Raw genomic sequence first — 23,225 nt, forward strand, 5'->3', positions numbered from 1 at the left:
GGCGGCTGGGCCGGGCCCTGCTGGTCGAACGGCGCCCCCGGCTGCTGGGCGGCCGGCTGTCGGGAGTCACCGAGCAGCGGCTGGTGGTCCTCCGGTCCGCTGAAGGGGTTGGTCATGCTCAGCTCCTGGGGTCGGCCGGTGCCGGGGCTGGGGTGTCCGCGGTCGCGATCAGGTCGACCCCGTCGGTGCCGGTGACGACGGCAGGCACCAGGTCGCCGACGGTGACGGTCTCCGGGGCGTCCAGCAGCGTCGTGCCGTCGACCTCCGGGCCCTGGTGGGCGGCCCGCCCGACCACGAGCCGACCGGCATCCGGCAGGTCGAGGTCGGTGTCGTCGGTGTCGAGGGACTCGACCAGCACCTGCACCCGTTCGCCGATCCGTTCCTCGGCCCGCTGGTCGACCAGGGCGTCGGCCAGGTCACGGACGTGGTCGGCTCGCGCGGTGACCTCGTCGTCGTCGAGGTGGTCGGGCAACCCGACGGCCTCGGTGCCCTCCTCGTCGGAGTAGCCGAAGACCCCGATCGCGTCCAGCCGGGCGGCGGCCAGGAAGTCGCACAGCACGTCGACGTCGTCCTCGGTCTCGCCGGGGAAGCCGACGATCACGTTGCTGCGGATCCCGGCGGTCGGGGCGATCGCGCGGATCTGCTCCAACAGTCCGAGGAACCGTTCCGGGTCACCGAACCGCCGCATCCGCCGCAGTACGCCCGGGGCGGCGTGCTGGAAGCTGAGGTCGAAGTACGGCACCACCTTGGGGGTGTCGACCATCACCTCGACGAGCCCGGGCCGCACCTCGGCCGGTTGCAGGTACGACACCCGGATCCAGTCCAGGCCGTCGATCTGCGACAGCTTCGGCAGCAGCTTCTCCAGCGAGCGCAGGTCGCCGAGGTCCTTGCCGTACGAGGAGGAGTTCTCGCTGACCAGGAAGACCTCGCGGACCCCGTCGGTGGCCATCCACTCCGCCTCGGCCACGATGTCGTCGATCGGCCGCGACAGGTAGGAGCCGCGGAACGACGGGATGGCGCAGAAGCTGCAACGCCGGTCACACCCCGACGCCAGCTTGAGCGGCGACATCGGACCGGTGCCCATCCGGCGGCGCAACAGCGGCGGCCCGGAGGCGGGCCGGCCGGTGAGCACGTCGTCGGCGTGGCCGGGGGTGGCCGTACCGGCCGCGGCGGCCGGGCGGGCGGCCGGGCTGATCGGCAGCAGCAGGCGGCGGTCCCGTGGGGTGTGCGAGGCGGGCCGGTCGCCGTCCACGATCGCCTGCAGCCGGGCCGCGATGTCGGGGTAGGCGTCGAAGCCGAGGACGGCGTCGGCCTCGGTGAGGTTGTCGGCGAGCTCGTTGCCGTACCGCTCCGCCATGCAACCGACCGCGACGACCGCCTTGGCGTTGCCGTGCTCCTTGGCGTCGGCCGCCTCGATGATCTGGTCGATCGAGTCCTTCTTGGCCTGTTCGATGAAGCCGCAGGTGTTGACCATCACCGCATCGGCGGCCTTGGGGTCGTCGACGAGGCGGATCCCGCCGGCCTCCAGGCGGGCGACGAGTTCGGCGGAGTCCACGTCGTTGCGGGCACATCCCAGCGTGACGAGGTGGACCGAGGTCTGAGCGGGTGCAGTCATGTCGTGTCCAAGTATGGCTGACACCCGTGGATGGCCCCAGTTCCCTCACCCGGCGAACCGAAACACGGCAAATCCACCTGTCCGTCCTCGTCATCGGCCCCGACCCCCGAATATGCCGAGTTTGCGGGCCGGAACGGGTTCGCCCATCGTGGGCACGGATGGCAGGATCGTCAGTATGAGTGTTCTCAGCAGCGTTGAGCGTGCCCCCCGTGACCCGATCCTCGGCCTGACCGAAGCCTTCAAGGCCGACGACCGGCCCGGCAAGGTCAACCTCGGTGTCGGTGTCTACATGGATGCCGACGGCAACGTGCCACTGCTGGAGTGCGTGAAGACCGCCAAGGACCGGCTCGCCGCAAACCCGACGCCGTACGGCTACCTGCCGATCGACGGCCTCGCCGCGTACGACGACGCGGTGGTCGACCTGGTGTTCGGCGACACGGTCCCTCGGGAGCGGGTTGCCGTCGTACAGGGGCTCGGCGGCACCGGCAGCCTGAAGATCGCCGGCGACCTGCTGCGCCGGCTGCAGCCCGATGCCAAGGTGCTGATCAGCGATCCGAGCTGGGAGAACCACGAGGCGCTGTTCAGCCGCGCCGGGTTCCAGGTCGAGCGCTACCCGTACTACGACGCCGACGCCCACGGGGTCGACGTCGACGCGATGGTGACCGCACTGGGTGAGGCCCCGGCGGGCACCGTCGTGGTGTTGCACGCGTGTTGTCACAACCCGACCGGCTACGACCTCACCGCCGACGACTGGGCCCGGGTCGAGCAGGTCGTCCGGGACCGCGACCTGGTGCCGCTGCTCGACATGGCCTACCAGGGCTTCGCGACCGACCTGGCGAGCGACGGGGCCGCAGTCCGCCGGTTCGCCGCCTCCGGACCGGTGTTCGTCACCACCTCGTTCTCCAAGACGTTCAGCCTGTACGGCGAGCGTGTCGGTGCGCTGTCGGTGGTGTGCGCCGATGCCGACGAGACCGCCCGCGTGCTCAGCCAGCTCAAGATCGTGGTGCGCACCACGTACTCGAACCCGCCGACGAACGGTGCCACCCTGGTGGCGACCGTGCTGGCCGACGCCGACCTGCGCAGCCAGTGGGAGGGTGAGCTCGCCGGCATGCGAGACCGGATCAAGGAGATGCGGGTGGCGCTGCGGTCGGGGCTGGAGCAGGCTCGACCCGGCATCGCCGCCGAGCACATCACCACCCAGAACGGCATGTTCAGCTACTCGGGGCTGGGCCGGGAACAGATGGTGCGGCTGCGCGAGGAGTTCGCCCTGTACGGCCTCGACTCAGGCCGGCTGGCCATCCCGGCGCTCAACCCCGGAAACCTGGACCGGGTCGTCGATGCGCTCGCGAAAGTGTGGCCATGACCGACACGACCGGCCCGACCGGGTCACGGCTCGGTCGGGCGCTGCGTACCGGCATCGACTGCGACCCCGCCCACGGTGCGGTCGCGCCGCCGGTGTACCTCTCGTCGACGTTCACCTTCGCGGGGTTCAACGAGCCCCGCCAGTACGAGTACACCCGCAGCGGCAACCCGACCCGCGACCTGCTCGCCCAGGCCGTGGCGACCCTGGAGGGTGGCGCGGACGGGGTGATCACCTCGTCGGGGCTGTCGGCGATGACGTTGATCGTCACCTCGCTGCTGCGGACCGGGGACACGTTGGTCATCCCGCATGACTGCTACGGCGGGTCCTGGCGGCTGTTCCGGCATCTCGCCGCGCAGGGACACTTCCTGGTCGAGCCGGTCGACCTGACCGACACGGCCTCGGCCGTCCGGCGGATCGGCGAGCTCGATCCGGCGATGGTGCTGCTGGAGACCCCGTCGAACCCGCTGTTGCGGCTGACCGACCTGGCCGCGGTGAGCGAGGCAGCACACCGGACCGACGCGATCGTGGTGGCGGACAACACGTTCTGCTCCCCCATCCTGCAGCGGCCGCTGGAGCTCGGCGCCGACCTGGTCCTGCACTCGACCACCAAGTACCTCAACGGACACTCCGACATGGTCGGTGGCGTGGTTATCGCAGCCGACGCCGAGATGGCCGCGGAGACGAAGCGCTGGGCCAACGTGCTCGGGCTCACCGCCAGCCCGTTCGACTCCTACCTGGCCCTGCGCGGTCTGCGTACGATCGACGCCCGGATGCGGGTGCACCAGGAGAACGCGGAGGCGGTCGTCGAGGCACTGGTGGGGCACCCGGCCGTCGCTGCGGTGCACTACCCCGGACTGCCCGACCACCCGGGGCACGACATCGCCGCCCGCCAGCAGGACGGCTTCGGCGCGATGGTGTCGTTCGACCTGCACGGCAGCGAGTCAGCGGCCAAGGCGTTCGTGGAAGGGTTGACCTTCTTCTCGCTGGCCGAATCGCTGGGCGGGATCGAGAGCCTCGTCGCGCACCCAGCGACGATGACCCACGCGGCGATGTCGGCCGAGGCGTTGGCGGTCGCCGGTGTCGGTGGTGGCCTGCTCCGGTTGTCGGTCGGGATCGAACCGGCGGTCGACCTGGTCGCCGACATTCAAGCCGGGCTGGCCCGCGCCAGCTGATCACCGATGTCCGGCGAGCGCGGGCGGGTGCGTCGACTGGGCTTCGGCTCGGCCAACGCCGGCAACCTGTACGAGCCGATGTCGGACGAGCAGGCCGAGGAGTTGTTCACCGCGGCTTGGGAGGCCGGCGTCCGGCACTTCGACACCGCACCCCACTACGGGTTGGGGCTGGCCGAGGAACGGCTCGGCCGGTTTCTGGCGCAACGACCCCGGGATGAGTTCTTCCTGTCCACCAAGGTGGGGCGGCTGGTCGTGGCAGGCCCATCGGCACCGACCAGCGACGCGCAGGGCTTCAAGGTGTCGCATGGACGTGGCCGGGTCGTCGACTACAGCCGCGACGGCGTCCGACGGTCACTGGCTGAGTCGTTGCAGCGGCTGGGGCTGGACCGGGTCGATGCGGTCTACGTGCACGACCCGGAGCAGCTCGGCGACGAGTTGATCACCGAGCACCTCACCTCCGCGATCCCTGCCTGCCAAGAACTCCGGGACGAAGGCGTGGTGGATCGGATTGGGGTCGGCAGCTGCGCCGTACCGGCGTTGCAGGCAGGTGTCGAGCATGGTGGCATCGACGAGGTGATGGCGGCCGGGGTGTTCACCTTGCTCACCCAGCGGGCGTACCCAGAACTGCTGGCCGCCTGTGACGCGACCGGCGTGCAGGTGCTGGCGACGGCCCCGTTCAACTCCGGCCTGCTCGCCACCCACCCGCCGAGGGCCGACTCCCACTTCGACTACGGCGACGTCCCGGACGAGCAGTTCGAGCAGGCCCTCGAGCTTGCCGGGATCTGCCAGCGGTACGGCGTCGAGCTCCCGACCGCGGCCCTGCAGTTTCCCTTGCGCTACGAACCGTGCCGCATGGTCGTCACCGGTGCCGCAACCCCGGAGCAGGTACGTGAGACGACCTCACGGATGTCGGAACCGGTGCCCGACGAGTTGTGGGTCGAGCTGCGCCGGCTGGGCCACATCCCCTGAGACCGGCTCGAGGATCTGCCCGGATGCACCAGAGCGCAACGCGGCCGTACGCTCGTCAGCCGTGGCACCACACCTGAGGCATTCCGCGCGCGGCTTGATCATCGACCCCGACGGCCACGTGCTGCTGTACCGCTTCGCTGTTCCCGGCGGCGGCCCGGTCGTCTGGTGTCCACCCGGCGGCGGCGTCGAGCCCGGCGAGTCCGTACGAGACGCCTTGGCCCGGGAACTGGTCGAGGAGACCGGCCTCACCGACATCGGCGACCCGCTGCACTTGTGGCACCAGGTGGTCGAGCAGCCCGGCCTGTTGGTCGGCTGGGACGGGGTGATCAACGACTACTTCTTGGTGCAGTCCGCCCGCTTCGAACCGCAGGGCTCCTTGGGCGCTGACCAGTTGGCAGCCGAACTGGTCGGCGACTTCCGCTGGTGGCACCTGGATGACCTGGCTGCCCACGAGGGTCCGGAGCTGTTCAGCCCAAGGGAACTGCCGCGGCTGCTCGACGGAGCGCTGCGGCATCCCCCACCGGCCCCGGTGACCATCGGGCTCTAGCTCGGTCGAGCCTGTCGATCCGCCCGTCGAGCTTGTCGAGACGCCCCTCGACAAGCTCGGGGAACGGAGTTCGACAAGCTCGGGGAACGGGTCCCCCGCCGGGCTACTTCGCCTGACGCTTCTGGATGGCCGCCCACTCGTCCCGCAGCCCCACCGTACGGTGGAACAGGCCGGGCTGGTCGGGATCGGCAGCGAAATAGCCCAACCGCTCGAACTGCACGACCTCCCCGCCGGGCACCTCGGCCAGGGCAGCCTCACCCCGGGCCTCGGTCAGCAGTTCGCGGGAGTCGGGATTCACATCGTCCAAGGGCTCACCGGTGGCCTCACCCGGGACCGCGGCGGCGAAGAGCCGGTCGTACAGCCCGGCACGGAGTGGCACCGAGTGCGGCACCGAGACCCAGTGCATCGTCGACTTCACCTTGCGGCCGTCAGGCGCATCGCCACCCCGGGTCTGCGGGTCATAGGTGGCCAACACCTCGACCACGGCACCCGATTCGTCCTTCACCACGTCGGTCGCGGTGACGAGGTAGGCGCCACGCAGTCGTACCTCGCGACCGATCGACAGCCGGAAGAACTTCGGCGGTGGCACCTCGGCGAAGTCCTCGGACTCGATCACGAGTTCGCCGGTGAAGGCGACCGTCCGGGTGCCGTCCTCGGCACGTTCGGGATTGTTCGTGACCTCGAAGTGTTCGACGACCGAGTTGCCGTCGGCGTCCTTGGGCCAGTTGGTGATGGTCAGCTTGAGCGGGCGCAGCACCGCCATCCGACGCTGTGCGGTGGCGTTCAACTGTCGCCGGACGACGGCCTCGAGGGCTTCGATCGAATGCCGGGCATTGGTACGCGAGGTGCCGATGTCGAGGCAGAACCGGGTGATCGCCGAGGCCGGGAAGCCACGGCGCCGCATTCCCACCAGGGTTGGCATGCGGGGGTCGTCCCAACCGTCGACCACCCCGTCGGTGACCAAGGTCTTGAGCCGTCGCTTCGAGGTCACGGTGTGGGTGAACTCGAGGCGGGCGAACTCGATCTGCTGCGGCCGGTCACCGGGCAGAGTCAGATTGTCCAGGCACCAGTCGTACAACGGGCGGTGCGAGTCGAACTCCATGGTGCAGATCGAATGGGTCACCCCTTCGATCGCGTCGGACTGTCCGTGGGCCCAGTCGTAGGTCGGGTAGATCGCCCAGGCGTCATGCGTACGGTGGTGGTGTCCGCTGCGAATGCGGTAGAGCACCGGGTCGCGCAACCACATGTTGTCGGCCTGCATGTCGATCTTGGCGCGCAGGCACATGGCCCCCTCGGCGAACTCGCCGGCCCGCATCCGCGCGAACCGGTCGAGTGACTCCTCGGCGGGACGATCACGGTACGGGCTCTCGATGCCGGGCTTGCCGAAGCCGCCCCGCTGCGCCGAGATGGTGTCGCCGTCCTGTTCGTCAACGTAGGCCAGCCCCCGCTCCACCAGGTCGACCGCCCACGCGTAGAGGGTTTCGAAGTAGTCGGAGGCGAAGTGGACAGCTCCGGGCCTAAAGCCCAACCAGGCGATGTCGGCGAGGATCGCCTCGACGTACTCGGTCTCCTCGGTGTCGGGATTGGTGTCGTCGAAGCGGACGTTGCAGACGCCCCCGAACGCCTCTGCGGTCGCGAAGTCCTGGGTGATCGCCTTGGCGTGGCCGATGTGGAGGTAGCCGTTCGGCTCCGGCGGGAACCTGGTCTGCACCCGTCCGCCGTTGACCCCCTGCTGCACGTCACGTTCCACCCGGTCCCGGATGAAGTCGGATGCGGCGGGGATGTCGGGCTTGGTCATGGGCGGGACTCTATCGAACGCCGCGCCCCCCGATAGGCTGGTGAGCATCATGAGCGACCCGCAGATTCCCGACACACCTCCCGCCCGCACCCGGGTGGCCCCCTCCCCGACCGGCGACCCCCATGTCGGCACCGCCTACCAGGCCCTGTTCGACCTGGCCTGGGCCCGCCGGACCGGTGGCCAGTTCGTCCTGCGGATCGAGGACACCGACCAGTCCCGGCTCGTTCCCGGTTCTGCGGAGCAGATCCACGAAACCCTTGCCTGGTTGGGATTGTCGCCGGACGAGTCGCCCGAGGTCGGCGGACCGTACGGACCGTACCGTCAGTCGGAGCGCCTCGACACCTACCGTCCCTACGTCGAGCAGCTGCTCGAGCAGGGCCACGCCTACCGGTGCTGGTGCACCTCGGAGCGTCTGGCCCGGATGCGAGCCGACCAGGAGGCGGCCAAGGCCGAGGTCACCGGCTACGACCGGCTGTGCCTGGGCAAGACCGCCGAGGAGCGGGAGCAGCTGCCCGGCTTCCAGCCGGACCCGGTGGTCCGGATGCTCATCCCCGATGATGCTCCGCTCACCTTCCCCGACCTGATCAGTGGCGAGCTGTCGGCGCCCCGCCCCGATGACCAGGTGATCTTGAAGGCCGACGGCTTCCCCACCTACCACCTGGCCGTCGTCGTCGACGACCACCTGATGGGGATCACCCACGTGGTCCGTGGCCAGGAGTGGATCAGCTCCACACCCAAGCACCTGCTGCTGCACCAGTGGCTCGGCTGGGACCCGCCGCAGCTGGCGCACACGCCGCTGATCCGCAACACCGACCGGTCCAAGCTCGGGAAGCGCAAGAGCCCGTGGGCGAAGCTCACCTGGTTCCGCGACCAGGGCTACCTGCCCGAGGCGTTGCTCAACTTCCTGATGCTGCTGGGAATGCCGCCCGTGCACGAGGGCGACGACGTGCAGACGATGGATGAGTTCATCGCCGCCTTCGACTGGTCGAAGATCAATCCGGCCGGCGCGGTGTTCGACCTGAAGAAGCTCGACTGGCTGAACGGTCACTACATCCGGTCCCTCACCGCCGAGGAGCTCACCGACCGCGTCGTGGCACACCTGGTCTCCGCCGGCGAATGGGCCACACCCGAGCCAGCCCGGGTGGAGGGCCTACGGGCTGGTGTGCCACTGGTCCAGGAGCGGCTGACGCTGCTGTCGGAAGCCCTGCCCAAGCTGCAGTTCCTGTTCACCGACGACGCCGATCTCGTCATCGCCGACGACGCCCGCGCCCAGTTGTCCGAGGACGCACCGGCGATCCTCGACGCCGCGATCACGGCGCTCGACGAACTGCCGGACTGGACCCACGACGCCATCGAGGCGGCCCTGCGGGCCACACTCGTCGACGGCCTGGGCGTGAAGCCGAAGCTCGCCTTCGGACCGCTGCGGACCGCCGTCAGCGGGTCGCGGGTCTCGCCTCCGTTGTTCGAGTCGATGGAGGTACTGGGGCGTGACTCCTCCTTGACCCGGTTGCGGAGCCTGCGCGCCAGTCTGTGAGACGCCGCTGGTGAGCCCCCCGGGGCCGGCGCTCAGCCGTTGCGGAGGTTGGCCATCACGTCGTCGAGCTCGTCGGCCTTCACCAGCACGTCGCGGGGCTTGGAGCCCTCCGACGGACCGACGACGCCGCGCGTCTCCAGGATGTCCATCAGCCGGCCGGCCTTCGCGAAACCGACCCGCAGCTTGCGCTGCAGCATCGACGTCGACCCGAGCTGCAGGTTGACCACCAGCTCGACGGCCTGCAGCACCAGCTCCATGTCGTCGCCGATCTCCTCGGCCACCTTGGGCGCCTCGACCGGTGCCGTCACGTCCTCGCGATACTGCGGGCGCAGCTGTTCGGTGACGTGCTGCACCACACCGCGGACCTCGTTCTCGGTGACCCAGGCACCCTGGACGCGGATCGGTTTGCCGGCACCCATCGGCAGGAAGAGGCTGTCACCCTGCCCGACCAACTTCTCCGCACCGGGCTGATCAAGGACCACCCGCGAGTCGGTCATCGACGAGGTGGCCAGTGCCAGCCGGCTCGGCACGTTGGCCTTGATCAACCCGGTCACCACATCGGTCGACGGACGCTGGGTCGCCAGCACCAGATGGATGCCGGCAGCACGTGCGAGCTGCGTGATCCGTACCACCGAGTCCTCCACGTCGCGGGGGGCGACCATCATCAGGTCAGCGAGCTCGTCCACCACGACCAGCAGGTACGGGTACGGCGCCAGCACCCGCTCCGAACCCTCCGGTGGCTTCACGTTCCCGGCGAGCACAGCCTTGTTGAAGTCGTCGACGTGCCGGAACCCGAAGGCCGCGAGATCGTCGTAGCGCAGGTCCATCTCGCGGACCACCCACTGCAGCGCCTCGGCTGCCTTCTTCGGATTGGTGATGATCGGCGTGACCAGGTGCGGGATTCCTTCGTAGACAGTGAGTTCGACCCGCTTCGGGTCGACCAGCAGCAGCCGCACCTCGTCCGGGGTGGCCCGCATCATGATCGAGGTGATCATGGCATTGACGACACCCGACTTGCCCGCGCCGGTGGCGCCGGCGATCAGCAGGTGCGGCATCTTCGCCAGGTTGGCGACGACGAATCCGCCTTCGACGTCCTTGCCCAACCCAACCGTCATCGGGTGATGATCATTGCGGGCCGTGCCTGAGCGGAGCACATCCCCGAGCGACACGAGTTCCTTGTCGGTGTTGGGGATCTCGATGCCGATCGCCGACTTGCCGGGGATCGGCGACAGGATCCGCACCTCGTTGGAGGCGACGGCGTACGCGATGTTCTTGCTGAGTGCGGTGACCTTCTCGACCTTGACGGCCGGGCCGAGCTCCACCTCGTACCGCGTCACCGTCGGGCCACGGGTGTAGCCGGTGACCTGGGCGTCGATGTCGAACTGCTCCAACACCTCGGTCAGCCGCTGCACCACGTTGTCCGAGGCGGGGGTGCGTGACTTGTGGACGCTGCCGGGCTTGAGCTGTTCGGAGTCGGGCAGCGTGTACTGCACGTCGCCCGACAGCTGCAGCTGCTCGACCCGCTGCGGGATCGGAGTGTGCGGCGGCGGCTCGAGCCCCTCGTCCTCCTTCAGCGCCGACGGCGGCAGGCCGGCGGTGACCGGCTTGTCGCGCCCGGCCGCCTGCTCCGAGCCGCTGGCGCCGTCGGCATGGTCACCGGTGGAAGCGCCGGCAGCGGGATCGGACTTCGTGGCCCGCTTCGACTTTCGGCCCGAGTCGTCGTCGAGCACCTCCGGCACCAGGTCGGGGTCGATCTCGCCGGTGTCGGGGTCGGCACCCTTCCCGATCGCCTTGCGTCGCCCACGCTCAGCGATGATCGGGCTGTCATAGGCGTGGTCGCGGTCGTACTCCATGTCGGCGTCGTGTACGGCACGCTCGGCCCGCTGCGACACGACCTGCTGGCGGAAGGCCGCGATGCGTCGCGGCATGTCGCGCAACGGGCTGCCCACGACCACGACCAGCCCGAACAGGGTGAGCAGGATCAGCAGCGGGATGGCCACGTAGCTGGTCAACAGGTCGGCCAGCAGGCTGGAGGAGATGAAGCCCAGGATGCCGCCGGCCTGGCGCAGCAACTCCGGCTCGTCGGGCCGCGGGAGACCCTTGGCGATGTTGACCAGGCCGAGTACGCCGAGCAGCAGGGTGCTCCAGCCGATCGCCTGACGGCCGCCCGGCCCACTGTCCTGCGGATGGCGCAGCGTACGCCAGGCGAGCACCAGCAGCACCAACGGCAGCGCGTAGGTGAGCATCCCGAACACCGTCGTGACGGCGTTGACGATCACCGGCCCGACCGGGTCGGGCAACCCCCACCAGCAGGCCGCGGCCAGCACGATCGCGGTGCCGAGCATCAGCAGCCCGGCGCCATCGCGGCGCAGTTCGGGCTCGATGTCGGCGGCCGAACTCCCGACGCCGCGGAACATCCGTCCGACGCCGTGGGCCAGCCCGGACCAGATGGCCCCCAGGCCACGACCGAACGCCGCTCCGGCCGACGGACGGGTCGGCTTTCGCTTCTGTCCGGATCGGCTCGTGGAACGGTTCTTGGTGTTGCTTCCGGCGGTCCGCGAACCCGACCCGGACGACTTGGGGGTCGCTCGGCTCCGGCTCCGCGGCGGGGAAGACGCGCGGGTCGCCATGGTGGTGACCCTACGGCAGCGGTCCCGCCCGACTGGGCATCACACGCCGTACAGGCCCGAGTCCGGACCGGATCCCTGTCGAGACGCCCCGGCGCCCGTATCCGTGGGCGCTGCGACGACGTAGATGGACGCATGTTCCAGCAACGTCACTGTGACGCCCCTTCTTACGGGCAACCCCGCTCGAACGGTGCCGAACTGGTCCTCGGCCGGTCCGACCGCGGGCATGACAGGCTGGACCGGTGACTCCAGACCCCGGTCCCCGACCTGTCCGGCCCCGCCCGCGTGGCTCCGGCGACGGCTGGGTGGACTGCGGGTGCGGTGCCCGGCACTGGGGGCTGCACGGCGCTGCGGGCGTGGTCGTCGCCGACGCATGGCCGGCCACGCGGATCGTGCTGCAACTGCGGGCCGACTGGAGCCACTTCGGCGGCACCTGGGGCGTCCCCGGCGGTGCGATCCACGCCGACGAGACCCCGGTGGTCGGCGGCCTGCGCGAGGCCGAGGAGGAGTCGGGGGTCATCGCGGCACACCTACGCGTCTTCGCCACGACGGCGCTGCACCATCCCGACTGGTCCTACACCACGGCCCTCGCCCGCCTCACCGCCCCGGTCGATCCGCGCCCGACCGACGACGAGAGTGCCGCCATCGAGTGGGTCGACGTCGACGCGGTCGCCGACCTCCCGCTGCACCCCGCCTTCGCGGATGCCTGGCCGCGGCTCCGCCCGTTGCTCACGCGTCGGGTGGTGCTGGTCGTCGACGCCGCCAACGTGGTCGGCTCGCGCCCCGACGGCTGGTGGAAGGATCGTCATGGCGCCACCGAGCGACTTCGCGACGAACTGGCCGCCCGCACCGAAACCGGGTTCCCGGCGGCCGCGTTGGGCTTGCCCGCCGACACCTGGTCGCCGGACGTCGTGCTGGTGACCGAAGGGGCCGCCCGGGACGTCGGGCCCGTCGACGCGGTGTCGGTGGTCGCGGCACCCGGCTCGGGCGATGACGAGATCGTCGCCCAGGTCGCCGCCCTCACGAACGACCAACAGGCACAGGTGATCGTCGCCACCGCGGACCGTGGCCTGATCGGCCGGGTCACCGCCCTGGGTGCCGCCGTGGTCGGACCCCGCACCGTACGGGACTGATCAGGACGGCTGATCCGTACGGCTGATCCGCGTGGGGCTGATTGGCTCAGGGCAGCCCGAGTTGCCAACCGTGGTCGACCGGACCGATCCCCTGCCCCAGTGCGAATCCGTGCTCGATGGCACCGGTGATGTACGCCTTCGCGCCGGCCACCGCGGTGGGCACGTCCTCACCGCGGGCGAGCCGGGACGCGATCGCCGACGCGAGGGTGCAGCCGGTGCCGTGGGTGTGCCGGTTGTCGTGCCGTTCGGCCGGGTAGCTCGTGACGGTGCCGTCCGGGGCCCGCAACGTGTCGACCGGCGTGCCGGGCAGGTGCCCGCCCTTGATCAACACCCAGCCGGGCGTGATCTCGGCGAGCGCCGTGGCGAACTCTGCCGGCGAGGTCTGCTCCGGCAGGCCGGTCAACAGGGCCGCCTCTGTGATGTTGGGTGTGATCACGGTGCCGAGCCGCAGCAGCTCGTCCCGCATCGTGGCCACCGCATCGTCGGCGATCAACGCGTCGCCGTGCTTGCTGGCCGCCACCGGGTCGATCACCACCGGCGTCCCCTCCGGGAGGGTCGCCAGCAGTTCTGCCACCAGTCCGATCGTCTCGGCCGTACCGAGCATGCCCAGTTTGACCGCATCGACGCCGATGTCGTCGACGACACTGCGGAACTGGGCGGTGATCGCCTCGGCCGGGAGTGGCCACCATCCCTGTACCCCCAGGGAGTTCTGGGCGGTGACGGCGGCGATCACGCTCATGCCGTGCACCCGGTGCGCCAGCATCGTCTTCAGGTCGGCCTGGATGCCGGCACCGCCGCCGGAGTCGGAACCGGCGATGGTCAACACCAGGGGCAACGCACGCCCCGACCGGGGCGAGGACTCGGTCAACGCGAGCTCCGCCAGCTAGTGATCAACGCGAGCTCCGCGGGGGCTTGGCAAAGTGATCATGACCACCGGTGATCTCCGGCACCGCACCGTCCACGGTCACCGAGACACCCGCCGCGCCGGGCTCGGCGACCGTGCCGATCGCGACCCAGCCGTCGGGCACGGTGTCGAAGGTGCCGACCAGGGCATGGTCCTCACCACCGGCGAGCACGAGGTGCAGTGGGTCGCCACCCGTGGCGGCAGCGACCGCGCGCAGTGGCTCGGCAATCTCCAACGACGCACTGGTGATGTCGATCGACACCCCCGACGCGGCGGCGATGTGGCCCAGGTCGGCGAGCAGCCCGTCGGACACGTCGATCATCGAGGTGGCGCCGCCCTCGCTGGCGCGGCGCCCGAAGCCGTACGGCACCTCCGGGCAGCGCTGGGCGTCGACCACCACGCGAGGCGAACGGAAGCCACGGCTGAGCGTGCGCAGCCCGGCAGCCGCCCAGCCCAGCCGTCCCATCATGGCGACGTGCTGTCCGGGCCTGGCGCCGGCGCGGGTGATCGGTTCGCGGCCCTCCAGGTCCCCCATGGCGGTGACGACGATCGTCAGCACCGGGGAGGCCGAGGTGTCGCCGCCGAGCAGTTCGACCGAGGCGGTTGCGCACTCGGCAAGGACGCCGTCGCGGAACTCCTCGACCCAGCCGACGGGCAGTTCCGGCGGTGCGCACAACGCGATCAGCAGGCCCCGTGGGGTGGCGCCCATCGCCTCGATGTCGGCGATGTTGACCGCCGCGGCCTTGCGTCCGATGTCGTTGGCCGATGACCAGTCCCGCTTGAAGTGGACGCCCTCGACCATCGCATCGGTGGAGCAGGTGACCGATCCCATCGGAACGGCGAAGACAGCCGAGTCGTCACCGGGGCCGACGACGACGTTGGGGCTGGGTGCGGGGGCGGCGGCCAGGATCGTGTCGATCAGGGCGAACTCGCCCACGTCGCCCACGGTCGGTCCGGCGGAAGCGTTGGTGCTCATGGATCCTCTCAGGGTGGCGGCTGCTGGTGGTAGCGTGACGGCCACGGGTTCGACCGTACCGTGTGGAGCCGGGAAAGGGACTGATGGCCATGCTCGTTCAGGCGTACATTCTCGTCCAGACCAATGTCGGGCAGGCTGCCACCGTGGCCGAGGCGATCCGGGAGATCCCGGGAGTCACGTTGGCCGAGGACGTGACCGGACCGTACGACGTCATCGTGCGGGCCGAGGCCCCCAACGTCGACGAACTCGGCCAGCTTGTGGTCGCCAAGGTGCAGCAGGTGTCGGGCATCACCCGGACCGTGACCTGCCCCGTGGTCCACATCTGAGTCGGCGCGTCCGAGACCCAACGCACCCCGAGTTCCTTGTCACGGCAGCCGTTCTCGCCGTCCCCCGGCGTTCGGTCGGCTCCCCGCAGGCCTGTTCGAGGAGTCGTACGTGGTGTGGCCGTCGCCGCGTTGGTGCTGGTCGTGGGCTGTGCCCCACCGGTGCAGCAGCAGGCGCCGACACCCGATGCCGCCGCCCGTCAGATGTGTGCCGAGGTGATGGCCAACCTGCCGAGCCACGTCCTCGACCAGCCCCGACGCGACAGTGAGCCCGCCGAGCTGACCGCGGCCTGGGGAGATCCGCCGATCAGCCTGCGCTGCGGGGTCGACAAGCCGCCCGGACTGACCCCGGCCAGTGAATGCTTCGAGGTCAACCGGGTCGGCTGGTACGCCGAGGAGGGGGTCGGTGGGATGGTGTTCACCACCATCGGACGACCGGTGTACGTGGAGGTCGGGGTGCCGACCGCGTACGCCCCGGAGGGCACCGCACTGGTCGACGTGGCTGCCGCGGTGGCGAAGGTCCCCGTCGGCCAGCCCTGCGTCTGAGCCCTGGCGCCGACGGGTCAGCGCAGGCCGACCGGACGCGCCAAAGCCTGCTGCAGCAGGGTGTCCACGAGTTCGGGGTAGTCGACCCCCGAGGCGGCCCACAGCTGCGGGAACATCGACAAGGCGGTGAAGCCCGGCATCGTGTTGATCTCGTTGCAATGGACCCGGCCGTCACCGGTCAGGAAGAAGTCGACCCGCGCCAGGCCCTCACAGCCCAAGGTATTGAAGACCTGCACCGACAGCGACCTGACCTCGTCGGCCACCGCCTCGGGCAGGTCGGCCGGGATGGTCAGGTCGACGGTCTCCTCCGGCAGGTACTTCGACTCGAAGTCGTAGAACCCCGACTCGGTGTGCATCACGATCTCGCCGACGACGCTGGCCCGTGGACCGTCCGGGGTCTCCAGCACCCCGCACTCGATCTCGCGGGCGTCCACGAAACCCTGCTCCACCAGTACTTTCGGGTCGTAGTGTCGGGCGTGCTCGACGGCTCGTTCCAGCTCGGCCGGGTCGGCGACCTTGGTGATGCCCAGGCTGGACCCACCGCGCGCCGGCTTCACGAACACCGGGAACTCCAACGCCTGCACCGATTCCAGGCAGGCGGCCCGGTCGTCCTCCCATTCCCGGGGCGAGATCGCGACGAACGGTCCGACCGGGATCGCTGCTGCGGTGAGGACGTTCTTCATGTGGTGCTTGTCCATCCCGACCGCACTCGCCAGCACGCCCGAACCGACGTAGCGGACACCGAGCATCTCGAACAGCCCCTGGACGGTGCCGTCCTCACCGTACGGGCCGTGCAGCAGGGTGAAGGCGACGTCGACCCGACCCAGCTCGGGCAGCACGAGTGCGGCCCCCTCGCCGATGTTGGGACGGGTACGGTCGCCGGGATCACCGGCCGGGGTTCGTTCCTCGACGGCAGGTAGTTGCTTGCCCTGGATCTGCAGTTGCGACATGGCCCGGGCGTCGTACGGGATCCACTGCCCGGTCGGCGTGATGCCGAGCCCCACCACCTCGTACGCGTCCTGGTCGATGGCCCGAACGACGCTCGCCGCGGTGAGACAGGAGATCGCGTGCTCGTGACTGACGCCGCCGAACACGATCGCCACCCGGGGTCGTTTCGCCATGTGGCCGAGCCTACCGGCTGACCGCGGTCGTCGCTCGGAGTTGGTCAGGTGCGTTCGGGCTTGGCCTGGCGGGCGAGCAGGGCGCTGATCATCTGCTCCGGCGTGGCCTGTCCGGCGATGACCTGCGCCACCCCGTACGAGATCGGCATGTCGACGCCGTGCCGGTCGGCCAGGGCGACCAAGGACTCACAGGTCCGTACGCCTTCGGCCACCTGTCGGGTGGTGGCCACGATGTCGGCGACGCTGCGCCCCTTCGCCAGCTGCTCGCCGAAGGTGCGGTTGCGCGACAGCGGCGACATGCACGTCGCGACCAGGTCCCCCATCCCGGCGAGGCCGGCAAAGGTGTGCTCCTGGGCGCCCAGCTCGATCCCGAGGCGGGTGATCTCGGCCAACCCGCGGGTGATCACCGAGGCCATCGCATTGTTGCCGTAACCGAGCCCGATTCCAGCGCCCACCGCCAGCGCGATCACGTTCTTGGCCGCTCCGCCCAGCTCGGTGCCGACGATGTCGGTGTTGGTGTAGGCGCGGAAGTTCCGGGTGTGGCAGGCCCGCTGCACCATGATGGCGGTCGCCTCGGAGGCACTGGCCACCACGGTCGCCGCGGGCTGCCGTTCCACGATCTCGCGGGCCAGGTTGGGGCCGGACACCACGGCGAGCCGGTCGGGGTCGTGCCCGGTGGCGGCGGTGATCAGCTCACTCATCCGCAGCCCGGTGCCCTCCTCGATGCCCTTCGCGAGGCTGACCAGAATCACGTCGGGGTCGATCCGCCAGTCGGCCAGGTTGCGGCGCAGCGTCTGCGACGGTACGGCGAGCACGACCACGTCCGCTCCGGCCATGGCCTCGGCCGGGTCGGCGACGGCCCGGATCCCTGCGGGCAGGTCGAGGTCGGGGAAGTAGTCGGTGTTGCGGTGTGAGTTGTTGATCTGCTCGGCCAGCTCGGGGCGTCGGGCCCACAAGGTCACCTGCGACCCGGCGTCGGCGGCGACCAGGGCGAACGCGGTCCCCCACGACCCGGCGCCCATCACCGTGACCTTCGCACCGTCGGCCGACATCAGGAACCTCCGGTGGGGTCGTCGCCGGTCGGGTGGTACCGACCGGCCGGGGCCTGCTCGCCGCGCAGCTCCGCAAGCAGGGCGGTGATCTCCGACATCACCAGTTCGGTGGCCTCGACCAACAGTGCGGCGGTCAGCGGTCGGTCGACGTAGGCGGAGAGGTCGATCGGCGGGCCCGCCACCACGCGCATCGTCTTGCGTGGCAGCAGTCGCGGGACACCCGGCATGGGACCGGGCATCACCTCCTGAGCCCCCCACTGGGCCACCGGCACCAGTGGACACCCGGTCTGCAGGGCGACCCGGACCGCCCCGCTGTGGCCACGCATCGGCCACTGCGCCGGATCCTTGGTGACCGTCCCCTCGGGGTAGATCATCACCACATGGCCCCGCTCGACGGCGGCCACCGCCGAGGCCAGGGCATCGCCGGCGCGGGCACTCCTGCGGTGCACCGGGATCTGCTCGCAGGCGCGGATCAGCGCCCCCACCACCGGGATCCGGAACACCGACTCCTTGGCCAGGTAGTGCGGCCAACGCCCGGCTCCGTACACGAAGTGGCCGAAGGAGAGGAAGTCGAAGTACGAGATGTGGTTGGCCACCAGCACCAACGGACCGGCCGGCACGTGCTCGGTGCCGCGCCATGCGCGCTTGGTGATCACGCGGAGCAAGGCGGCGAGGATGGAGACCACCGTGCGCAACGGCCATCCGGCGGGGTCGTCGCGACGTCGTGCACGCGGATCGGCTGACGACGCTGATGACATGTCGTCACTCTACTGTGGCACGATTCCCGGCATGATCAGCCGCTCCGCCACCGATGGTGCGGCCGTGGCGTCGACGCCGGACCGGGTCGGGGCGATCGCGCTGGCGAAGGAGTTCGTGCGGGCCAAGTCGCGGCTGACGGAGCTGTCCCCCGAACTGCGACAACAGTTGAGCTGGGCGATGCTGCTCGACACCTGTGTCGCCGTGACCGCCGTCGCCGATGAGCTCGTCGTGGTCAGCGACGAACCGCGGCTGCAGCAACGACTCGAGCCGTACGTGGGCCAGGTGACCGTGCTCGCCGACCCCGGCGAGATGGATGCCGCGGTGGCCGCCGGTGCGGCGGCGTTGTCGGCCGGACCGGTCGACGTACAGCTCGCGGTGGTGGCGGACCTGCCGACGCTGCGGTCGGCCGACGTCCGCCACGTCGCCGAACAGGCTCGTCGGTGGGGGTACGTCTTCGTGCCGGACAGCGAGGGTACGGGGACGACCATGGTCGCGAGCTGCGGCCGGCGGCTGACATCGCGCTTCGGCAAGGGATCCGCAGCGGCCCACCGCGCTGCCGGGGCAGTTCCGGTGGCGGTCGAGCTGCCGACGGCACGGCGGGACGTCGACCTTCCTGCCGACCTCGCTGCGGCCGCCCTGCTCTCGCCGGGGCACCACACCGCACGACTGATCGCCTCGAACCGTCCCTCGCCCGTCAAGCCCGTCGAGACGCCGCCGGCCTGAGTTGATCTTGGGGCACGGCGACCCGATGCCAGGTGCCGGCACATCCCCGGGATCACTGCCCGACGCAGGAATGCGACTGGGCCCGCACCGAGGTCGGTGCGGGCCCAGTGGCGTGGTCGTCGGTACTCAGGCCTTGCGGGCGGTGGTCCGCTTCGCGGGCGCCTTCTTGGCCGGTGCCTTCTTCGCCGGTGCCTTCTTGGCCGCCGTCTGCTTGGCCGGCGCCTTCTTGGCGGGCGCCTTCTTGGCAACGGTCTTGCGGGCCGTGGTGGTGCGCGCCGCCGGCGTCTTCGTGGCGGTCGTCTTCTTGGCCGGCGCCTTCTTGGCGGGTGCCTTCTTGGCCGTGGACCGTGCGGTGGTCGACTTGGTCGCCGTGGCCTTCGTGGCGGTGGTCCTGGCCGGCGCCTTCTTCGCGGTCGACCGGGTGGCGGTGGACTTCGTGGCCGCTGCCTTGGTGGCCGGCGCCTTCTTGGCCGTGGTGGCCTTGGCGGCGGTCGTGGTCTTGGCCGCGGTGCGCTTCGCGGCCCGCGGGACCTTCTTCTCACCCGAGACGAAGGCCTTGAAATCCGTACCGGCACGGAACTTCGGGACCGCCGTCGCCTTGGCACGCTTGCGCTCCCCGGTGCGCGGGTTGCGCACCATGCGGGACGGACGCTTCAGCTTCTCGAAGACGCCGAAGCCGGTGATCGACACCTTCTCCCCGGAGGCGACCTGGTGCGTGATGGTCTCCACGACAGCGTTCAGCGCCCGAGCCGCCTCGGCCTTGTTGCCGTCGAAGTTCTCCGACAGCTTCTCAATCAACTCAGCCTTGTTCACAGCTTCCCTCTCTGAACTCTTCGCTCCACCGAACGGCCCGATTGGCCGCTGTCAGGAGCTCCTGCGCACCCGCCCAGTCGCGGGATACACCACTAAAAGTAGGGATTCCGAGCGGACAGCACAAACACCGAGGCCGACTTCAACCCCGCGTGTCTGAACTTCTGGTGACCCGAGCGGCCGTTCAGTCGGCGGTGCGGGCCGGCAAAGTCTGCGGCAGGAAGGGCTTCCGGCTCTCCTCGAAGGCGCTGATCCGGTCCTCGTGACGGAGTGTGAGGCCGATGTCGTCGAGCCCTTCGGACAACCGCCACCGGGTGTAGTCGTCGATGGCGAACGAGGTCGACCAGCCGTCCTCGGCAGTGATCAACTTCTGCTGCAGGTCGACGGTCAGCCGTAGGCCCGGTCGGGCCTCCAACTTCGCCCACAACTCTTCCACCACAGGCTGTTCGACCCGTGCGATCAGCAGGCCGGCCTTGCCGGAGTTGCTGGCGAAGATGTCGCCGAAGCGTGACCCGATCACGACCCGGAAGCCGTAGTTCTGCAGGGCCCACACCGCGTGTTCGCGTGAGGACCCCGTACCGAAGTCGGGGCCGGGGACGAGGATCGAGCCGGCGCTGTAGGCCGGATCGTTCAACACGAAGTCAGGGTCGTTGCGCCAGGCGGCGAACAGCCCGTCCTCGAACCCGGTACGGGTGACCCGCTTGAGGTAGACGGCGGGGATGATCTGGTCGGTGTCGACGTTGCTGCGACGCAGCGGGACGGCGATGCCGGTGTGACTGGTGAACGGCTCCATGATGAATTCCTTGCTGTGACGGGATCGCTGCTGGTGCGGGAGGTCAGGCCAGGTCGGCGGGGGCGGTGAGCTTGCCGGTGATGGCGGTCGCGGCGGCGACGGGCGGGGAGACCAGGTGGGTCCGACCCCCCTTGCCCTGCCGACCCTCGAAGTTGCGGTTCGAGGTGGAGGCCGCACGCTCCCCCGGCTGCAACTGGTCGGGGTTCATGCCCAGGCACATCGAACAGCCGGCGGCCCGCCATTCGGCGCCGGCGGCCAGGAACACCTGGTCGAGGCCCTCCTGCTCGGCCTGCAGCCGGACCCGCGCCGAACCCGGGACGACCAACATCCGTACGGAGTCGGCGATGTGCTTGCCCTGCAGCACATCGGCGGCAGCACGCAGGTCCTCGATCCGGCCGTTGGTGCACGAGCCGAGGAAGACGGTGTCGACGGAGATGTCGCTCATCTTCTGCCCAGCCGTGATTCCCATGTACTCCAGGGCCTTGCGAGCGGCGACCTGATCACTCGGGTCGCTGAACGACTCCGGTTCCGGCACCGCACCGCCGAGGGCGACGCCCTGGCCGGGATTGGTCCCCCAGGTGACGAACGGCGTCAGCGTTGCGGCGTCGATGTCGACCTCCACGTCGAAGGTCGCATCGGCGTCGGTGCGCAACGTCTGCCAGTACTCGACCGCGGCATCCCAGTCGGCACCCTGCGGGGCGTGCGGCCGCCCGGCCAGGTAGTCGAAGGTGGTCTGGTCCGGCGCGATCATGCCGGCCTTCGCACCCCACTCGATGCTCATGTTGCAGATCGTCATGCGGCCCTCCATCGACAACTGCTCGATGGCGTTGCCGCGGTACTCGACGACGTGGCCCTGGCCACCACCGGTGCCGACCTTGGTGATCAACGCCAGCACCAAATCCTTGGCGGTGACACCGTCGGGCAACTCCCCGTTCACGTTCACCGCCATGGTCTTGGGGCGCGCCTGCGGGAGGGTCTGGGTGGCCAGCACGTGCTCGACCTCGGAGGTGCCGATGCCGAACGCCAGCGCACCGAAGGCACCGTGGGTGGAGGTGTGGGAGTCGCCGCACACGATCGTCATGCCCGGCTGGGTCACGCCGAGCTGTGGGCCGATGATGTGCACGACACCCTGGTCGCGATCGCCGAGGCTGTGGATCCGCAGCCCGAACTCCTTCGCGTTGTGGCGCAGTGTGTCGACCTGGGTCCGCGACACCGGGTCGGCGATCGGCTGGTCGATGTTGAGGGTCGGGGTGTTGTGGTCCTCGGTCGCCAGGGTCAGGTCGGGACGCCGGACCGAGCGGCCGGCCTCGCGCAGGCCGTCGAACGCCTGGGGTGAGGTGACCTCGTGCACCAGGTGGAGGTCGATGTAGAGGAGGTCCGGCTCGCCGCCGGACTCGCCGGCGCGCACCACGTGAGCGTCCCAGATCTTCTCACTCAGCGTCTTGCCCATGTTCTGCTCCTCAACTCTTCAACGTTGCCGATCCGTCGGCGGAGAATCCAGCGATTGTCCGTATTCTGTTACGTCATCGTTGTCATTCGACGTGATGACTTGCATATCACATGACGAGACGGCAGTATCAGGACATGGACAACTCTAGCGGTGTTGGCGTCTTGGACAAAGCGGCCCTCGTACTGGCGGCCCTCGAGACGGGTCCGACGACCCTGGCCGGCCTGGTCACCTCGACCGGCCTTGCACGCCCCACGGCGCACCGGTTGGCCGTCGCCCTCGAACACCACCGCCTGGTGAGCCGCGACCTGCAGGGACGCTTCATCCTCGGCCCCCGGCTCGCCGAGCTCGCCTCCGCCGCCGGCGAGGACCGCCTGTTGGCGACCGCCGGCCCCGTACTCGCCCGACTGCGTGACATCACCGGCGAGTCGGCCCAGTTGTTCCGCCGGCAGGGCGACTACCGCATCTGCGTGGCAGCCGCGGAGCGGATGTCCGGACTGCGTGACACCGTCCCGGTCGGCTCTCAGTTGACCATGAGTGCGGGCTCGTCGGCCCAGATCCTGCTCGCCTGGGAGGACCCGGAGCGGATGCAGCGTGGCCTGCGCGGCTCGCGCTACAGCGCGGTGTCGTTGGCCGCCGTACGGCGTCGCGGCTGGGCCCAGTCGGTGGCCGAGCGCGAAGCAGGGGTCGCCTCGGTGTCGGCCCCGGTCCGCAGCCCTTCGGGCAAGGTGATCGCCTCGGTGTCGGTCTCCGGCCCGATCGAGCGGCTCTCCCGGCAGCCCGGCCGGCTGCACGCCCCGGCCGTGATCGCCGCAGCGGAGCGACTGAGCGAGGTGCTGCGCCGCAGCGGCACCGAGTGACCCGCAGTTTCGTACGACACGGACCAGCTCAGCCGTGGGGTGATCAGGCTCACGCGCCACCCATGTGACGTGGACCGGGTGACTGGGTTGCCCGATGGTAGAAGCTGCCACCCCACGAAACGACGAAGACCTCCGGCGAACCGGAGGTCTTCG

The 23,225-nt window shown here is 69.9% G+C and carries 21 protein-coding genes; 10 read left to right on the top strand and 11 right to left on the bottom strand.

What is annotated here, in order from left to right:
- Positions 1-118: 118 nt before the first annotated feature.
- Positions 119-1,615, bottom strand: coding sequence for a 30S ribosomal protein S12 methylthiotransferase RimO (gene rimO, locus ACQBAU_RS10770; RefSeq protein ID WP_465256744.1), 1,497 nt, complete (start codon positions 1,613-1,615; stop codon positions 119-121).
- A 175-nt stretch (positions 1,616-1,790) separates the two neighbouring features.
- Here rimO and ACQBAU_RS10775 point away from each other — a divergent pair, with 175 nt between their 5' ends.
- The 4 genes from ACQBAU_RS10775 to ACQBAU_RS10790 all read left to right on the top strand — a co-directional run bounded on the left by ACQBAU_RS10775 (position 1,791) and on the right by ACQBAU_RS10790 (position 5,666).
- The gene (locus ACQBAU_RS10775; protein WP_465256743.1) at positions 1,791-2,978 is read left to right on the top strand and encodes an amino acid aminotransferase; all 1,188 of its coding nucleotides are present in this window, start codon (positions 1,791-1,793) and stop codon (positions 2,976-2,978) included.
- Positions 2,975-4,150 carry a cystathionine gamma-synthase gene (gene metB, locus ACQBAU_RS10780; RefSeq protein WP_465256742.1) on the top strand — a complete coding sequence of 392 codons (1,176 nt, stop codon included), beginning with the start codon at positions 2,975-2,977 and terminating at the stop codon, positions 4,148-4,150. Before ACQBAU_RS10775 ends, metB begins: the two co-directional genes overlap by 4 nt.
- A 6-nt stretch (positions 4,151-4,156) precedes the next feature.
- Entirely contained in the window at positions 4,157-5,119 is a 963-nt protein-coding gene (locus ACQBAU_RS10785; RefSeq protein ID WP_465256741.1) for an aldo/keto reductase, read from the top strand.
- 61 nt (positions 5,120-5,180) lie between these two features.
- A complete protein-coding gene (locus ACQBAU_RS10790; protein ID WP_434549148.1) occupies positions 5,181-5,666 on the top strand; it encodes an NUDIX domain-containing protein in 486 nt (161 codons plus the stop codon).
- 103 nt (positions 5,667-5,769) lie between these two features.
- On the opposite strand, the gene ACQBAU_RS10795 is transcribed toward ACQBAU_RS10790, so the two are convergent.
- Positions 5,770-7,464, bottom strand: a complete 1,695-nt coding sequence (locus tag ACQBAU_RS10795; protein ID WP_465256740.1) for a glutamine--tRNA ligase/YqeY domain fusion protein — start codon at positions 7,462-7,464, stop codon at positions 5,770-5,772.
- A gap of 64 nt (positions 7,465-7,528) precedes the next feature.
- Between ACQBAU_RS10795 and gltX the strand changes: the two genes are divergently transcribed.
- Positions 7,529-8,998 carry a glutamate--tRNA ligase gene (gene gltX / locus ACQBAU_RS10800; RefSeq protein ID WP_434549214.1) on the top strand — a complete coding sequence of 490 codons (1,470 nt, stop codon included), beginning with the start codon at positions 7,529-7,531 and terminating at the stop codon, positions 8,996-8,998.
- A 32-nt stretch (positions 8,999-9,030) separates the two neighbouring features.
- Here gltX and ACQBAU_RS10805 read toward each other — a convergent pair whose 3' ends face one another.
- Complete coding sequence (locus ACQBAU_RS10805) at positions 9,031-11,628, bottom strand: DNA translocase FtsK (protein WP_434549150.1); 2,598 nt, start codon at positions 11,626-11,628, stop codon at positions 9,031-9,033.
- Between the two features lie 239 nt (positions 11,629-11,867).
- Between ACQBAU_RS10805 and ACQBAU_RS10810 the strand changes: the two genes are divergently transcribed.
- Positions 11,868-12,758 (top strand): NUDIX domain-containing protein, encoded by an 891-nt coding sequence (locus ACQBAU_RS10810; RefSeq protein ID WP_434549151.1) that lies wholly within the window; start codon positions 11,868-11,870, stop codon positions 12,756-12,758.
- A gap of 46 nt (positions 12,759-12,804) precedes the next feature.
- Here the strand turns inward: ACQBAU_RS10810 and thiD are convergent, their stop codons facing one another.
- The gene (gene thiD, locus ACQBAU_RS10815) at positions 12,805-13,626 is read right to left on the bottom strand and encodes a bifunctional hydroxymethylpyrimidine kinase/phosphomethylpyrimidine kinase (protein WP_434549152.1); all 822 of its coding nucleotides are present in this window, start codon (positions 13,624-13,626) and stop codon (positions 12,805-12,807) included.
- Between the two features lie 22 nt (positions 13,627-13,648).
- The gene (locus tag ACQBAU_RS10820) at positions 13,649-14,638 is read right to left on the bottom strand and encodes a thiamine-phosphate kinase (RefSeq protein WP_434549153.1); all 990 of its coding nucleotides are present in this window, start codon (positions 14,636-14,638) and stop codon (positions 13,649-13,651) included.
- A gap of 89 nt (positions 14,639-14,727) precedes the next feature.
- Here ACQBAU_RS10820 and ACQBAU_RS10825 point away from each other — a divergent pair, with 89 nt between their 5' ends.
- Together ACQBAU_RS10825 and ACQBAU_RS10830 are read left to right on the top strand one after the other, a co-directional pair.
- Complete coding sequence (locus tag ACQBAU_RS10825; protein ID WP_434549215.1) at positions 14,728-14,964, top strand: Lrp/AsnC family transcriptional regulator; 237 nt, start codon at positions 14,728-14,730, stop codon at positions 14,962-14,964.
- A gap of 114 nt (positions 14,965-15,078) precedes the next feature.
- A complete protein-coding gene (locus tag ACQBAU_RS10830) occupies positions 15,079-15,507 on the top strand; it encodes a DUF3515 domain-containing protein (RefSeq protein ID WP_434549154.1) in 429 nt (142 codons plus the stop codon).
- 17 nt (positions 15,508-15,524) lie between these two features.
- Here ACQBAU_RS10830 and ACQBAU_RS10835 read toward each other — a convergent pair whose 3' ends face one another.
- Genes ACQBAU_RS10835 through ACQBAU_RS10845 form a run of 3 tightly spaced genes read right to left on the bottom strand, consistent with a single transcriptional unit; the run spans position 15,525 to position 18,438 of the window.
- Positions 15,525-16,628: a D-alanine--D-alanine ligase family protein gene (locus ACQBAU_RS10835; protein WP_434549155.1), complete on the bottom strand. Its 1,104-nt coding sequence runs from the start codon at positions 16,626-16,628 to the stop codon at positions 15,525-15,527.
- Positions 16,629-16,672: 44 nt separating this feature from the next.
- A complete protein-coding gene (locus tag ACQBAU_RS10840) occupies positions 16,673-17,680 on the bottom strand; it encodes an NAD(P)H-dependent glycerol-3-phosphate dehydrogenase (protein WP_434549156.1) in 1,008 nt (335 codons plus the stop codon).
- Positions 17,680-18,438, bottom strand: coding sequence for a lysophospholipid acyltransferase family protein (locus ACQBAU_RS10845; protein ID WP_465256739.1), 759 nt, complete (start codon positions 18,436-18,438; stop codon positions 17,680-17,682). The genes ACQBAU_RS10840 and ACQBAU_RS10845 overlap by 1 nt, the downstream gene beginning before the upstream one ends.
- Between ACQBAU_RS10845 and cofC the strand changes: the two genes are divergently transcribed.
- On the top strand, positions 18,437-19,162 hold the full coding sequence (cofC, locus tag ACQBAU_RS10850) for a 2-phospho-L-lactate guanylyltransferase (RefSeq protein ID WP_465256738.1): 726 nt from the start codon (positions 18,437-18,439) through the stop codon (positions 19,160-19,162). The genes ACQBAU_RS10845 and cofC overlap by 2 nt on opposite strands.
- Positions 19,163-19,288: 126 nt before the next feature.
- On the opposite strand, the gene ACQBAU_RS10855 is transcribed toward cofC, so the two are convergent.
- From ACQBAU_RS10855 to leuC, 3 genes are all read right to left on the bottom strand, one after another.
- Entirely contained in the window at positions 19,289-19,975 is a 687-nt protein-coding gene (locus ACQBAU_RS10855; protein WP_465256737.1) for an HU family DNA-binding protein, read from the bottom strand.
- A 181-nt stretch (positions 19,976-20,156) separates the two neighbouring features.
- Positions 20,157-20,765 carry a 3-isopropylmalate dehydratase small subunit gene (gene leuD / locus ACQBAU_RS10860; protein WP_465256736.1) on the bottom strand — a complete coding sequence of 203 codons (609 nt, stop codon included), beginning with the start codon at positions 20,763-20,765 and terminating at the stop codon, positions 20,157-20,159.
- 43 nt (positions 20,766-20,808) lie between these two features.
- Complete coding sequence (leuC, locus tag ACQBAU_RS10865) at positions 20,809-22,215, bottom strand: 3-isopropylmalate dehydratase large subunit (RefSeq protein WP_465256735.1); 1,407 nt, start codon at positions 22,213-22,215, stop codon at positions 20,809-20,811.
- Between the two features lie 134 nt (positions 22,216-22,349).
- Here leuC and ACQBAU_RS10870 point away from each other — a divergent pair, with 134 nt between their 5' ends.
- Positions 22,350-23,072 carry an IclR family transcriptional regulator gene (locus ACQBAU_RS10870; RefSeq protein ID WP_434549162.1) on the top strand — a complete coding sequence of 241 codons (723 nt, stop codon included), beginning with the start codon at positions 22,350-22,352 and terminating at the stop codon, positions 23,070-23,072.
- The last annotated feature ends 153 nt before the right edge of the window (positions 23,073-23,225 follow it).

Origin of the sequence: Carbonicoccus niuqiaonis, from assembly GCF_050157065.1 — a bacterium.
Taxonomy (GTDB): domain Bacteria; phylum Actinomycetota; class Actinomycetes; order Propionibacteriales; family Propionibacteriaceae; genus Avipropionibacterium.

Bases quoted from the DNA above. Each gene is read 5' to 3' on its own strand.
- rimO (WP_465256744.1), bottom strand. From the start codon at position 1,615: ATGACTGCACCCGCTCAGACCTCGGTCCACCTCGTCACGCTGGGATGT.
- ACQBAU_RS10775 (WP_465256743.1), top strand. From the start codon at position 1,791: ATGAGTGTTCTCAGCAGCGTTGAGCGTGCCCCCCGTGACCCGATCCTC.
- metB (WP_465256742.1), top strand. From the start codon at position 2,975: ATGACCGACACGACCGGCCCGACCGGGTCACGGCTCGGTCGGGCGCTG.
- ACQBAU_RS10785 (WP_465256741.1), top strand. From the start codon at position 4,157: ATGTCCGGCGAGCGCGGGCGGGTGCGTCGACTGGGCTTCGGCTCGGCC.
- ACQBAU_RS10795 (WP_465256740.1), bottom strand. From the start codon at position 7,464: ATGACCAAGCCCGACATCCCCGCCGCATCCGACTTCATCCGGGACCGG.
- ACQBAU_RS10805 (WP_434549150.1), bottom strand. From the start codon at position 11,628: ATGGCGACCCGCGCGTCTTCCCCGCCGCGGAGCCGGAGCCGAGCGACC.
- ACQBAU_RS10820 (WP_434549153.1), bottom strand. From the start codon at position 14,638: ATGAGCACCAACGCTTCCGCCGGACCGACCGTGGGCGACGTGGGCGAG.
- ACQBAU_RS10825 (WP_434549215.1), top strand. From the start codon at position 14,728: ATGCTCGTTCAGGCGTACATTCTCGTCCAGACCAATGTCGGGCAGGCT.
- ACQBAU_RS10835 (WP_434549155.1), bottom strand. From the start codon at position 16,628: ATGGCGAAACGACCCCGGGTGGCGATCGTGTTCGGCGGCGTCAGTCAC.
- ACQBAU_RS10840 (WP_434549156.1), bottom strand. From the start codon at position 17,680: ATGTCGGCCGACGGTGCGAAGGTCACGGTGATGGGCGCCGGGTCGTGG.
- cofC (WP_465256738.1), top strand. From the start codon at position 18,437: ATGTCGTCACTCTACTGTGGCACGATTCCCGGCATGATCAGCCGCTCC.
- ACQBAU_RS10845 (WP_465256739.1), bottom strand. From the start codon at position 18,438: ATGTCATCAGCGTCGTCAGCCGATCCGCGTGCACGACGTCGCGACGAC.
- leuD (WP_465256736.1), bottom strand. From the start codon at position 20,765: ATGGAGCCGTTCACCAGTCACACCGGCATCGCCGTCCCGCTGCGTCGC.
- leuC (WP_465256735.1), bottom strand. From the start codon at position 22,215: ATGGGCAAGACGCTGAGTGAGAAGATCTGGGACGCTCACGTGGTGCGC.
- ACQBAU_RS10870 (WP_434549162.1), top strand. From the start codon at position 22,350: ATGGACAACTCTAGCGGTGTTGGCGTCTTGGACAAAGCGGCCCTCGTA.